Annotated in this window: 12 protein-coding genes; 7 read left to right on the forward strand and 5 right to left on the reverse strand. The window is 43.6% G+C overall.

Going from position 1 to position 11685, the window contains the following annotated elements:
* The first annotated feature begins 29 nt into the window (after window positions 1-29).
* From hisS to C7Y66_RS31465, 3 genes are all read left to right on the forward strand, one after another.
* Window positions 30-1316: a histidine--tRNA ligase gene (hisS, locus tag C7Y66_RS27900; protein ID WP_106548074.1), complete on the forward strand. Its 1287-nt coding sequence runs from the start codon at window positions 30-32 to the stop codon at window positions 1314-1316.
* A gap of 262 nt (window positions 1317-1578) precedes the next feature.
* The gene (locus tag C7Y66_RS27905) at window positions 1579-2349 is read left to right on the forward strand and encodes a hypothetical protein (RefSeq protein WP_106548067.1); all 771 of its coding nucleotides are present in this window, start codon (window positions 1579-1581) and stop codon (window positions 2347-2349) included.
* A gap of 370 nt (window positions 2350-2719) precedes the next feature.
* Window positions 2720-3712, forward strand: a complete 993-nt coding sequence (locus tag C7Y66_RS31465) for a hypothetical protein (RefSeq protein WP_158266014.1) — start codon at window positions 2720-2722, stop codon at window positions 3710-3712.
* Here the strand turns inward: C7Y66_RS31465 and proB are convergent.
* From proB to C7Y66_RS27925, 3 genes are all read right to left on the reverse strand, one after another.
* Window positions 3709-4824, reverse strand: coding sequence for a glutamate 5-kinase (gene proB / locus C7Y66_RS27915; RefSeq protein ID WP_106548068.1), 1116 nt, complete (start codon window positions 4822-4824; stop codon window positions 3709-3711). The two genes, C7Y66_RS31465 and proB, sit on opposite strands and share 4 nt — an antisense overlap.
* A gap of 282 nt (window positions 4825-5106) precedes the next feature.
* Window positions 5107-5649: a YqeG family HAD IIIA-type phosphatase gene (locus C7Y66_RS27920; protein ID WP_106548069.1), complete on the reverse strand. Its 543-nt coding sequence runs from the start codon at window positions 5647-5649 to the stop codon at window positions 5107-5109.
* Between the two features lie 165 nt (window positions 5650-5814).
* Complete coding sequence (locus C7Y66_RS27925) at window positions 5815-6453, reverse strand: phosphoribosylanthranilate isomerase (protein WP_106548070.1); 639 nt, start codon at window positions 6451-6453, stop codon at window positions 5815-5817.
* Window positions 6454-6577: 124 nt separating this feature from the next.
* On the opposite strand from C7Y66_RS27925, the gene psaK reads away from it, so the two are divergent.
* The 3 genes from psaK (at window position 6578) to C7Y66_RS27940 (ending at window position 8866) form a co-directional block, all read left to right on the forward strand.
* On the forward strand, window positions 6578-6856 hold the full coding sequence (gene psaK, locus C7Y66_RS27930; protein WP_015153486.1) for a photosystem I reaction center subunit PsaK: 279 nt from the start codon (window positions 6578-6580) through the stop codon (window positions 6854-6856).
* A gap of 158 nt (window positions 6857-7014) precedes the next feature.
* Window positions 7015-7347 carry a photosystem I reaction center subunit X-like protein gene (locus tag C7Y66_RS27935; RefSeq protein ID WP_015153487.1) on the forward strand — a complete coding sequence of 111 codons (333 nt, stop codon included), beginning with the start codon at window positions 7015-7017 and terminating at the stop codon, window positions 7345-7347.
* A 322-nt stretch (window positions 7348-7669) separates the two neighbouring features.
* Window positions 7670-8866, forward strand: a complete 1197-nt coding sequence (locus C7Y66_RS27940) for a site-2 protease family protein (protein ID WP_106548071.1) — start codon at window positions 7670-7672, stop codon at window positions 8864-8866.
* A gap of 73 nt (window positions 8867-8939) precedes the next feature.
* On the opposite strand, the gene C7Y66_RS27945 is transcribed toward C7Y66_RS27940, so the two are convergent.
* Window positions 8940-9644 (reverse strand): peptidase E, encoded by a 705-nt coding sequence (locus C7Y66_RS27945; RefSeq protein WP_015153490.1) that lies wholly within the window; start codon window positions 9642-9644, stop codon window positions 8940-8942.
* Window positions 9645-9717: 73 nt separating this feature from the next.
* On the reverse strand, window positions 9718-10476 hold the full coding sequence (locus tag C7Y66_RS27950) for a 2-C-methyl-D-erythritol 4-phosphate cytidylyltransferase (protein ID WP_106548072.1): 759 nt from the start codon (window positions 10474-10476) through the stop codon (window positions 9718-9720).
* Window positions 10477-10704: 228 nt separating this feature from the next.
* Here C7Y66_RS27950 and C7Y66_RS27955 point away from each other — a divergent pair, with 228 nt between their 5' ends.
* Entirely contained in the window at window positions 10705-11667 is a 963-nt protein-coding gene (locus tag C7Y66_RS27955; protein WP_106548073.1) for a glycosyltransferase family 9 protein, read from the forward strand.
* Window positions 11668-11685 lie beyond the last annotated feature (18 nt).

The raw sequence follows: 11685 nt of genomic DNA on the forward strand, positions 1-11685 counted from the left end.
CCTTACCCCTTACCCCTTACCCCTTAATTATGGGAGAAATTCAGGCACTACGCGGGACGCGAGACATTCTGCCCGATGAGGTTGTCTTTTGGCAACAGGTAGAAGCAACGGCGCGGCATATTTTAAGCAAAGCCGCCTACCGAGAAATTCGTACGCCGATTTTCGAGCAGACGACGTTGTTTGAACGGGGAATTGGTGAAGCTACGGATGTGGTGGGCAAAGAAATGTATACTTTTGTGGATCGAGGCGATCGCTCGATTACCCTGCGTCCAGAAGGTACGGCTGGAGTTGTCCGCGCTTTAATCGAACATGGGCTATACGCTCAAGGCGGCGTGCAGCGTCTGTGGTATACGGGTCCGATGTTTCGCTACGAGCGCCCTCAAGCTGGTAGACAGCGGCAATTTCACCAATTAGGCGTAGAGGTTATCGGTAGTGCCGATCCGAGGGCAGATGCAGAAGTTATTGCGATCGCTACAGAGATTTTACAAAATCTAGGGCTGAAAAACCTGCATCTCGACCTTAATTCAGTTGGGAACAAAACAGATCGGCACAATTATCGTCAAGCACTAGTAGACTATTTCACGCCCTACAAAGGCGAATTAGATCCAGATTCCCAAGATCGCTTGACCCGCAACCCCTTACGAATTCTAGATAGTAAGGACGAGCGCACTAAAGAGATCGCTCAAAACGCTCCTAGCATTTTAGATTATCTCGGCTCTGAGTCGCAGCAACACTTCGAGCGGGTACAGCAATTACTAAGTGATTTAGGCATTAAATACCAACTCAATCCCAAGTTAGTCAGAGGATTAGACTACTACACCCACACAGCTTTTGAAGTTATCTCCGATGACTTGGGAGCGCAAGCAACAGTGTGTGGTGGTGGGCGTTACGATGGGTTAGTCACAGAATTAGGTGGACCCGATACGCCTGCGGTAGGATGGGCAATTGGTCTAGAACGATTGATTATTTTATTACAACAATTGCAAACGCCCCCAGTTTCGGAATTAGATTTCTACGTAGTTTCACGGGGCGATCGCGCCCAGGCGCAAGCACTGATACTGGCACAGAAATTACGCCAAGCAGGGTTTAGCGTCGAATTAGACCTCAGCGGTAGTGCCTTTAAAAAGCAATTTGCCCGTGCTGATAAAAGCGGCACGGTGGCTTGTCTAATTTTGGGCGATGAGGAAGCAGCCAACCAAACTGTCAAACTCAAATGGATGGCAACTAAAGAGCAAACTGCGATCGCCCAAACTGAGCTTATGACAATGATAGATAGACTACGCGCAGACATTCAATCTTTTAGAGCCGAACGCTAACCGATAACAGAATAACCGATCTAGCTCGCTAACAAGCGCCAAACTCCAACTACAGCACATGGGTTGGAAAAATTCGTGCTGTATAACTTTACACTTTTTTTACTGAATTTTTAAATAACTTTCACATAATCTTTGGTTAAATTTAGGTTAAAATTTTTAAAATATTTCATTATGAGGTTTCATAGCTAATTTATGAAACTTCATTACGTAATTACAAGCATTTTTCTATTTAAAACATAGAAAATCATTTGGAGAATTTGACGTGATAAAACGCAGTCCAGTGCGGGAAGATTTGCCGCAAACTCTCTTATTCGAGCTAACGCCACAGCATACCTTAAAATTTTTGTTAGTGGCGATTACTATACTTGCTATTGCTAGCTTGAGCGTGCAATTTGGACTTTATTATTTACCAGAATATCCCGCCAAGAAGATTTTGTCAGGTTTATTTTTTGTAGATCATGAGTCTAATATTCCAACAATATATTCTGTCTTAACCTTAATTATCTGCTCGATGATTTTAGGATTTATTGCTAATGCCAAGAGAGCTAATCGAGGAGCATACATTAATTATTGGATGACCTTATCAATAATATTTTTGTTTTTGGCTATTGATGAGTTCGCTAGTCTACACGAAAAATTAATTGAGCCATTGCAAATAAGATTAAATGCAAGTGGGTTTCTTCACTCTACTTGGGTTATTCCTGGTGCTGCTTTTGCCTCAATTTGTTTGCTTGTTTTTACACGATTTCTCAGTCATCTTCCTACCCAGACTCGTCGCCTATTTCTCTTAGCTGGTAGCTTGTACGTTAGCGGTACGCTGGGAATGGAGATGATAGGAGGTTACTATTCTAGTCTAATGAACGATAGGAATGATATTATTTATACTGTTATTGTCACAATTGAAGAAAGTTTGGAAATGTTAGGTATAGCAGTATTTATTTACTCGTTACTTCACTATATAAGTTACTATATGAAAGGAACAAGCTTACGTATAAATATTGTGGCATCTGAGAAAAAACGTCGCAGTGCTTAGTTGTTTGCTACACCAAGGCATCGAACAATTTACTTGAAAACGATTATCTGGCTCAACTTAGCGAATTATAAAGTTGGGCTTTTTTCATGCTATCTTGTCGTCTAGTTGCAATTAGAGTAGTTTATTTGTACTACTTGCGAGTCTTGCAAGCGATCGCATTCAAGTCTTAAAACTAATAATGAATTATTTCTTGCCTTTTCTAGGTATTTTTTCTTAAAAAACTATAAATTTGTGGTTCATTGACTTTACTTTTAGTTAACCATCTGTTAACTATAAATTAATTAAAAAATAAATTTTTAATAAATGATGGCGTTAGGCAGAGCTAGCAGTCTTTTGCCTTAAAGATTGACCTGGATGTGGGGAAGAATCAATGACTAGAGATTTAGAGCTAAAAACATCGCTGGCAAAGCCTTTGGGACAGTATTTAGTTGAGTCTGGAATTATCAACTCAGCTCAATTAGAAACTGCGCTTGAAGAGCAACACCAGACAGAAAAATGTCTAGGAGAAATTTTATCAGCCCGAGGTTGGGTAAAACAGGAAACTATTGAATATGTGATGAAAAAAATTGTATTACCAGAGCGCGAGATAGGCGAGCAGAAATTCCTGGACGAAACCTTATTCCAACCGAACAATCGATTTGCTAACAATCCGAATATCTATCTTTCTCCTCATAAGATCGTTCGATTTTTGCTCGTCTCGGCATTTAGTGTAATTTTTGTCTGTGTTTTAGTTCAAGTTAGTACTTACCTTCTACCTGACTATCCATTACAGGATACTTTAGTTTCTCTATTTAATATAGATGGTGAACAAACCATACCTGCATTCTTCTCGTGGTCGCTCTTGCTATTTTGTGCTTTACTGTTAGGGGCGATCGCCTATAGTAAAAAAGCCAATCGAGAACCTTACGCTACTCACTGGACAGCACTAGCAATTATTTTTTTCTATTTGTATATAGATGAGGCAATTGGAATTCACGAAAGAATCGGTCTGATCGTTACGGGTAAATTCAATCCGAGCGGTTTTTTCTATTTTGCCTGGACAATACCTGGTAGCATTCTTACAATTATCTGCTTGCTGGCATTTCTGCGCTTTATCAATTCTCTTCCTACTCAGATAAAGTATTTATTTTTATTAGCTGGAGGTATCTACGTTGGAGGAGCATTATTGGTAGAAATGTATAATGGATACTATAGATCCTTATATGGCGATCGCCCGATGTATTATGCTCTGACCTCTGTAGAAGAAAGTATGGAAATGCTAGGAATCGTTACTTTTATCTATGGACTAATGACATATATTAGTTCGTATATGAAGGGCATACATCTTTTAGTTAGTATTCCTGCTAAAAAAGTCAAAGATTAAATTAAAACTAAATTATCGCGGTGAATTACGTTTGCTGCGCCAGCATAGCCTAAAATTGTGGCAATTTCTTTCGAGTGTCGTCCGCGAATATTTTGCAATTCGCTGCTGCTATAGTTGACAATACCTCTAGCAACTTCTTTCCCAAAGCGATCGCAAATTTGAACTGCATCTTGACTGTCAAATTCGCCTTCGATGGTAGTAATGCCAGCCGCTAGTAAAGATTTCCCCTGCTGGCAAATTGCCTTAACCGCACCATCATCTAAGTAAAGCTTGCCCGTAGGAATCAAACCATAAGCAATCCAGCGTTTACGAGCGTTACTCGGTTGGAGTTGAGGCGCGAACTGAGTTCCTAAAGGCTCTCCCTGGATAATTTTTTCTATATTATGTGGGAACCGCCCTTCAGTAATGACAGTACGGACACCAGCCGCAGTAGCAATTCGTGCCGCTGCAATTTTCGTCACCATGCCACCCGTTCCCCATTGGGAACCGGGAGAACCTACTTGTACTTGCAATTGGGCTAGTTGTTCCATATGCGTTACCAACGCAATTGGCTGAGCATCGGGAAACGATCGCGGATCGGCAGAATAGAGACGATCTACATCCGTGAGTAAAAACAGCCAATCTGCCTCAACTAAACTGGCAACTAAGGCAGAGAGAGTATCGTTATCGCCAAATTTCAGTTCTTGAACTGCTACCGTATCATTCTCATTCACAATAGGAATCACACCAATGTCTAATAAGGCTTGAAATGTGTTGTATGCATTGACATAACGACTGCGTTCTCCGACATCGCTACGAGTCAGTAGGACTTGAGCGATTGGCTGTTGCAAAGTTGTAAAAAAATCGTCGTATACGCGCATTAACCGCCCCTGCCCGACAGCCGCTACTGCCTGTTTCATTGCCATCGTGCGGGGGCGCTCCGTTAACCCTAAACGAGCGCAGCCAATCCCAACAGCTCCAGAAGACACTAAAATCACGCGATGCCCCTGACGACGCAGATGAGAGAGAGTTTCTGCTAAAGTCGCGATCGTGGAAAGGGCTAGTAAACCTGTTTGCGATTGCGTCAGACTAGAAGTACCAATTTTGACAACAATTGTTTGAGTTTGCAACATCTTTAAGGAGCTGAGGGGAGAAGAAAGCGATCGGGAGCAAGACAAGTCGCAAGTCAAAATTAACTGGTAACTGGTAACTAGTCACTGCTCCCTGCTCCCTGAATAATCATAAAGCACCAGTCCTTCAAAAGAAGAAGGCTGGTGCTTCATGGGGTTATGACTGATGATTTATGGCTGGGGTCTTTATAAGCGCGACCCCTTATTAACTTCTAGTATAATCTCAGACATTTTACTTAGCTCCGTACTCTTTAATTATTTCTTAATGTTTGATTTTCTAAAGATTTACTGATTTTTGTTAATTTTTGTTTGCTTGGGGATCAGAGAGGCTCCAAGAGCTTGAGAAACTAGGACTTCTAAGCCACGGATGGGGTAAGCACGGACGGCTTCGCCAGGATCGACATATGGTTCGACCAAAATCGTAAACATACCTAAGCGATTGCCAGCAATGACATCAGTAAACAAGCGATCGCCTACCATTGCTACCTGTTCCGCTGGTAAGTTCATTGCTTCTACTGCTAGCCTTAGCTTTCGTCGAGAGGGTTTGACAGCGCCAAGAATGTAAGGTAGATCCAAAGACCTAGCAATACCACCAATGCGAGTATCGCTGAGGTTATTACTCACCAACCATAGCTTGACAAATTGTCTTGTTTGTGCAACCCACGCTTGCAAAGCGGCTGACGCTGTTGTGGCTTTAATTGGTACTAAGGTTTCATCCACATCTAACACCAAGCCTTTGAGGTGGTATTGCTGAATCATTTCTGGGGTCAAATTCAGCACAGATCCTTCTAGGATTAAATCGGGTTGTAGTAGTTCGTTCCAAGACATGAAGATGAGCTAGGGGTAGGAAAGGGTTAGGGGTGAAAGACGTTAATTGTCAGTAGCTAATTGTCAACTGGAGAACCGAACTATCAACCATCAACTATTAACACTCATATCATTTTCTCATCAGCTATTAACTAATAACAGCTGAGAGCGAAATCTAAACGATCGTCAATTAGCGATCGCTAAGCGCAGTTGCTCGAACAGTCGAGCCACTTTATCTAAATCTTTATCTCCTGGAGAACGTTCTACGCCGCTGGATAAGTCAATGCCATGAGGACGAAGTTGAGATAAAGCAGCCAGGATATTATCTGGCGTGAGTCCGGCAGCGAGAAACCAAGGACAACTCGGTTGAAATTGTTGCAAAGCATTCCAATCTAGCGTTTTTCCCGTACCACCTAACTGCTGAGGATGGTAAGCATCAAGTAGAAGAGTATCTACATATGTGGTGTAATTGGCTGCTTGCTCTAATGCTTCTGTATTTTTGATTCTCAATGCTTTGACAATCTCTACATCGGGTAGCAAAGATCTTAACTGATGGCAAAAAGCAGGTGATTCGTCTCCGTGTAACTGTACCCCTGTCAATTTCGTGGCTGCGACAATCTGGCTAATGTCTTTTAGGGTAGTGTTGGCAAAAACACCAATCCGGTCTACCGTAGCTGGTAGCTGCGCGATCGCGGCTCGAATTTGGGTGGGATTGACATAGCGAGGCGTGTTGGGAACGCAGATAAACCCTAAAGCAGTTGCGCCAAGAGAGGCGATCGCTTTTCCCTGTTCTGGTTTCGTAATGCCGCAAATTTTGATTCGCATACAAGCTAAGTTTGTGTAGAAAAATAAAGCTAATGTTAACTATTAAAACAAATACTATCTCCTGGCAAAGCAATTTTGATAATCCTGAAATTGCGCTCCATAGTTCGATGTAGGAGAAAAAACCTTGATTAATACAATTTTACTAGCTGCCACACAACCAACTGTTCCCAACACTATCAGCTGGAGTCCACAAGTAGCACTGATTATCAGTGCTAGCTCCTTATTAATACTGCTAATCGCTAGCCGCAGTATCAAATATCCTCAAGTCGGCGCTAAGTTACCCGTAAACTTACCAGTATTGGGCAGTCCCAGCGTTGGTACATTTGTTGCATCAATGGCATTTGGTCACGTCGTCGGAGCCGGAATCGTCCTCGGACTGTCCAACCTCGGTTGGTTGAGCTAGATTTTTGCGGGAGCAGTTATCAGTGACCAGTGACCAGTGACCAGTAAATTCTAACTTCTGACTCCTGACTTTTGGCTCCTGACTCCTACTGACAACTGATAACTGATAACTGACATTAACTCCTAAGACAGATAAAATTTCTTGGCAAAGTCACTTTGATGGAGTGTAGCCAAGCCCTATCGATCTTAGGAGTTAAAGCTTTGTTGGAATCACTCTTGCTTGCAGCAGCCGAAGTTCAACCAACTGTTCCCGATACAGTCAAGTGGAGTTGGACTGGATCGGCAGTCATTGTTGCTACTTGTTTAGTTTTTCTGTTGATTATTCCCCGCACGATTCGCTATCCTCACGTTGGCACTAAGTTTCCTTTAGGACCATTTGCCGGAATTTTCAATAATCCCAGTATTGGTTCTTTCCTTGCTGCCATGAGTGCAGGGCATGTCATCGGCATTCCATTAGTGCTGAGTTTAAATATCTTGGGCATTATCAAGTAGATCGATGAATACGGTTATCCGTAACTAAAACCAATACACCGAGCATAGGTAGGCAAATTGCCCACGCAAAGACGCAGATGCACTAAGAATTATTTGCGTCTTTGCTTTTGTATATATAACTTTGAGTATTTCTACAATTGCAGTTGTACGGTTAGCGCGAATTCAATTAAACCTAGTGCGATCGCCAAATCTTTTATCCTAGAAAATATAGGGGCTAGTAAGATTTGTAATTTTTGAGATCGCATCGCAATCCGGCAATCGAATCTTATTTAAGCCATAACCTATAGTTCAGATGGATAGAAATTTGGTTTAGGAAAATCCCATGCAAACAGGTTGGCGAATTGGAGCTTTATGGGGCATTCCACTATTTTTAGACCCCTTGTGGTTTGTTATTTTAACTTTTGTTGCCCTCAATTTTGGGTTGAGTTATTCACCTTGGGGAAATATCTTAGCTGGAAGTGCGGGTTTAACGATCGCACTGCTGTTATTTGGTTCGGTCTTGCTGCACGAACTCGGTCATAGCTTAGTGGCGCGATCGCAAGGAATTAAGGTTAATTCTATTACTTTATTCCTTTTTGGTGGAATTGCTTCGATTGAAGAAGAATCGAAAACCCCAGGCGAAGCATTACAAGTGGCGATCGCCGGACCTTTAGTGAGTATTGGTTTGTTTGGTATTCTTGCTTTGATCGGCTTGGTTTTGCCTGCGTCGAGTTTGGCTAATGTCATGGTGACAGACTTAGCCAGAGTGAATTTAATTTTGGCACTGTTTAATTTAATTCCTGGCTTACCTTTAGATGGAGGACAGGTATTAAAAGCAGCAGTGTGGAAGGTAACGGGGAATCGTTTTCAAGCGGTGCGTTGGGCGGCGAGAACTGGACAATTTTTGGGTTGGTCGGCGATCGCGACTGGTGCGGCAATAGAATTCTTTACGGGTGAATTAGTCAGCGGTCTGTGGTTGGTGCTGCTGGGATGGTTTGGTATTCGCCATGCCAGCGCATACGAGCGCATCACGAAACTACAAGAAGCCTTGCTGCAACTGCACGCTACCGATGCTATGTCCCGCGATTTTCGCGTCGTAGATGCCGATATGAGCTTGCGGGCTTTTGCCGACCTTTATCTGCTAGAAACATCCGCCCCACAAACTTATTTTGCCGCATCCGATGGGCGGTATCGTGGAATGGTATCGATTGACGATTTGCGCCTTGTCGAACGCAGTCAGTGGGAAACGCAAACTCTGCACAGCATCGTTCATCCCCTCACGGAAATCCCTCACGTTGAGGAAGCGACATCTTTAGTCGAAGTCATCAACCAGATGGAAAGCCAGCAAATACCACGTCTAACCGTACTTTCTCCAGCTGGAGCTATAGCGGGAACGATAGATCGAGGCGATATTATCAAAGCGATCGCACCTAAACTTAACCTACGGATTTCCGAAGTAGAAATCAAGCGGATCAAGGAAGAAGGTAGCTATCCATCGGGGTTGCAATTGGGGTTGGTAGCAAAGTCTACTAAAGTGTAGCGATCGCATATTCTAAGAGAGGTGAATATGGCAGCAACCGCTACTGATGACAGAATGGGCAAAGTTACAACTATCATTTATCCTTGCCTAAATAGATTGGTTCTAAAACTGTTTCCGTAACTGTTCCATCTAATTTTGCTAATTGATACGCCTTTGCGAAAGGACGGGAACTAACAATCTTTTCTAGTTTGCTACCAACAAAGTGGAAGCCAACACCATCATCAGCAGCATATCCAGGGTTAATTAATCCTTGAGATAATAACCGATGGTAAGCTGGTCTTCTTTCCGGTTCGCCGTCATAATGAGGACAGTTGCTACCTTTGAGCAAGCCAAGACATTGTAAAACAGTCAATTGCCCGGGGATAGAATCAGTTATTCCCTGTTCAAACCAACAAATAGAACCAGCACTTAAACCAGCAAGAATAACGCCATTTTCCCAAGCTGCTTGAAGAATTTTATCTAGTCCCCACTCTCTCCAGAGGGCAATTAAGCTTTTCGTATTTCCGCCACCTACATAAATGATGTCTTGGTCGAGAATAAAAGATTTGAGATCGGCTGTAGGTGGTAGGAATAAAGATAGATGAGAAGGCTGACAGGTCAAGTTAATATAAGTTGAATAGAATCGAACAATATATTTATCAGAATCGCCGCTAGCAGTTGGAAGAAAACAAACTTTTGGTTTTTCCTTTTTTGCGAGTTCCAGAATGTATTTATCCAGCAGAAGATTTCCTGGTTCCATAGAAAATCCGCCGCCACCCATAGCAAAGATTTGTCTCATTTTTCATTTGTCAATTAATCATCCATTACTAGTGTAGAGACATTACATGTAATGCCTCTACACTAGTAAACAATTATCTATTACCAATTTCTAATCTTTGCTGTAATATAAACTCTGCGATCGCCAAGTCCATTGGTGTCGTCAATTTTAAATTTGTCTCTTCGCCCTCAACAATGTGTACGGGTAAGCCACACTTTTCAAACAAAGCTGCATCGTCTGTAACTTCCCAACCTTGCTCCAACCCTTTTGCGTGACACTGCTTCAATAATTGCACGTCAAAAGCCTGTGGAGTTTGCGCCGCCCAAAGCTGGCTGCGGTCTGGTGTATCTTGAATGAATCCAGCATCATGGACGACTTTAATCGTGTCTTTGACTGGGATTGCGGCAATTAAGCCTTGGATGGGGGAGTCGGGAGTCGAGAGTCGGGAGTCAGAAAATTTTGAATTCCGAATTCCGAATTCCGAATTCCGAATTCCTACCGCGCAGCGATCGAATAATTCTGGTGTAGCAAGACATCTTGCACCATCGTGGATGAGGACTTGTTTAGCGTCTGCTGGCAAAGCCTGTAAGCCATTGTAAACAGACTCTTGGCGGGTGGTTCCCCCTTGAATGAATTCTACAGGTTTAGTCAGGGATAAACCCCCCAGGATCTCCTTCAAATCTACCCAATCGGCGGGTTGGGAAATAATGCCGATCCAACTAATTTCATGAGATGCTTCGGCTGCGCGTAGCGTCCAAGCAATTAGAGGTTGCGATCGCAGCGTCAACAGCAGCTTATTGCGATCGCTGCCCATTCTTCGTCCCATTCCGGCGGCTGGAATTAATAAATACACAGTTTCTTAAGAAAGTGGTGAGTGGTGCGTGGTGAAGCGGGCGGAAGCGGAGGTTTCCTCCGCAATGAAGCCGCGTCGTGATGCGTGAAAAGAGCTTGCTATTTCCTGTTGCCTGTTTCCTGTCCCTTGTTCCCTATTTCCTGTGAACTGAAAAAATGTACGCTTTTATCGTTTCGCATAAGTATATGTTCCCCTAAAATAGGAGCGAGTAAGCGTAGAACAGTAAATATGCGAATAGTAGCCCTAGTCCCTGGCGGGATTGGCGACCAAATTCTATTCTTTCCCACCCTGGACGATCTGAAGCGAAATTATCCCGACGCTGAAATCGATGTGGTGGCAGAGCCTGGCTCTTTGGGAGCGTACCGAATCTGTAAGTCCGTGTCCAACGTGCTAAAGTTCGACTTTAAAGACCGTAACAGTTTGACCGAATGGGTCGATCTAATCGGTAATATCCGCGATCGCGAATACGATATCGCGATTTGTGCCGGAAAGCGCCCTTTTGTAGGCATGGCGCTCTGGCTGAGTGGCGTTGCAGTGCGAGTCAGCTACCAGGGGGGAGGAAATCTGTTTCTGACGAACTCCGTCCCCCTCAAAACCGAGCAGTATGTCGCGGCAATGTATCACGATCTGCTCAAAGGATTGGGGATTTCTACCCCCTGTCCCGATTTAACGATTAACGTCCCCAAATCAGACCTAGAATGGGCAGACAAAGAGCAGCAACGACTGGGAATCAAAGATAGCGGTTACATATTAATTCACGGCGGCTCTAGCCAACTTGCGGCTGCGAAAACCAGCATCCAAACCTACCCCGTCCAAAGTTGGCGACAAGTGATTCAAAATTTGCAACAGCGTCAGCCGGATCTACCAATTGCGATCCTAGTGCAAACAGCAGAGGACGAGCAGTTGGTGCGATCGCTACAGGAAACATTTCCCGATCTGAAGGTGACAAATCCCCCAGATATTGGGAAAACAGCAGCGATCGTTGCTGCTGCCAATTTATTGCTATGTACTGACAGCGCGCCCATGCATCTAGCAGTAGCAGTGCAAACCTATACGATTGCGTTGTTTGGAGCTACAGATCCCAAGAAGTTAATCCCACCGAGCGATCGCTGTATCGCCATCAAATCTCCTACAGGCAAACTCTCAGACATCGCACCGCAAACTGTTTTAGAACGAGTTTGGGGCGGCTGATTTAGGCAGGGAGCAGGG

Source organism: Chroococcidiopsis sp. CCALA 051 (assembly GCF_003015105.1).
GTDB classification, from domain to species: domain Bacteria; phylum Cyanobacteriota; class Cyanobacteriia; order Cyanobacteriales; family Chroococcidiopsidaceae; genus Chroococcidiopsis; species Chroococcidiopsis thermalis.

Bases quoted from the DNA above. Each gene is read 5' to 3' on its own strand.
- hisS (WP_106548074.1), top strand. From the start codon at position 30: ATGGGAGAAATTCAGGCACTACGCGGGACGCGAGACATTCTGCCCGAT.
- C7Y66_RS31465 (WP_158266014.1), top strand. From the start codon at position 2,720: ATGACTAGAGATTTAGAGCTAAAAACATCGCTGGCAAAGCCTTTGGGA.
- proB (WP_106548068.1), bottom strand. From the start codon at position 4,824: ATGTTGCAAACTCAAACAATTGTTGTCAAAATTGGTACTTCTAGTCTG.
- C7Y66_RS27920 (WP_106548069.1), bottom strand. From the start codon at position 5,649: ATGTCTTGGAACGAACTACTACAACCCGATTTAATCCTAGAAGGATCT.
- C7Y66_RS27925 (WP_106548070.1), bottom strand. From the start codon at position 6,453: ATGCGAATCAAAATTTGCGGCATTACGAAACCAGAACAGGGAAAAGCG.
- C7Y66_RS27935 (WP_015153487.1), top strand. From the start codon at position 7,015: ATGGAGTGTAGCCAAGCCCTATCGATCTTAGGAGTTAAAGCTTTGTTG.
- C7Y66_RS27940 (WP_106548071.1), top strand. From the start codon at position 7,670: ATGCAAACAGGTTGGCGAATTGGAGCTTTATGGGGCATTCCACTATTT.
- C7Y66_RS27945 (WP_015153490.1), bottom strand. From the start codon at position 9,644: ATGAGACAAATCTTTGCTATGGGTGGCGGCGGATTTTCTATGGAACCA.
- C7Y66_RS27955 (WP_106548073.1), top strand. From the start codon at position 10,705: ATGCGAATAGTAGCCCTAGTCCCTGGCGGGATTGGCGACCAAATTCTA.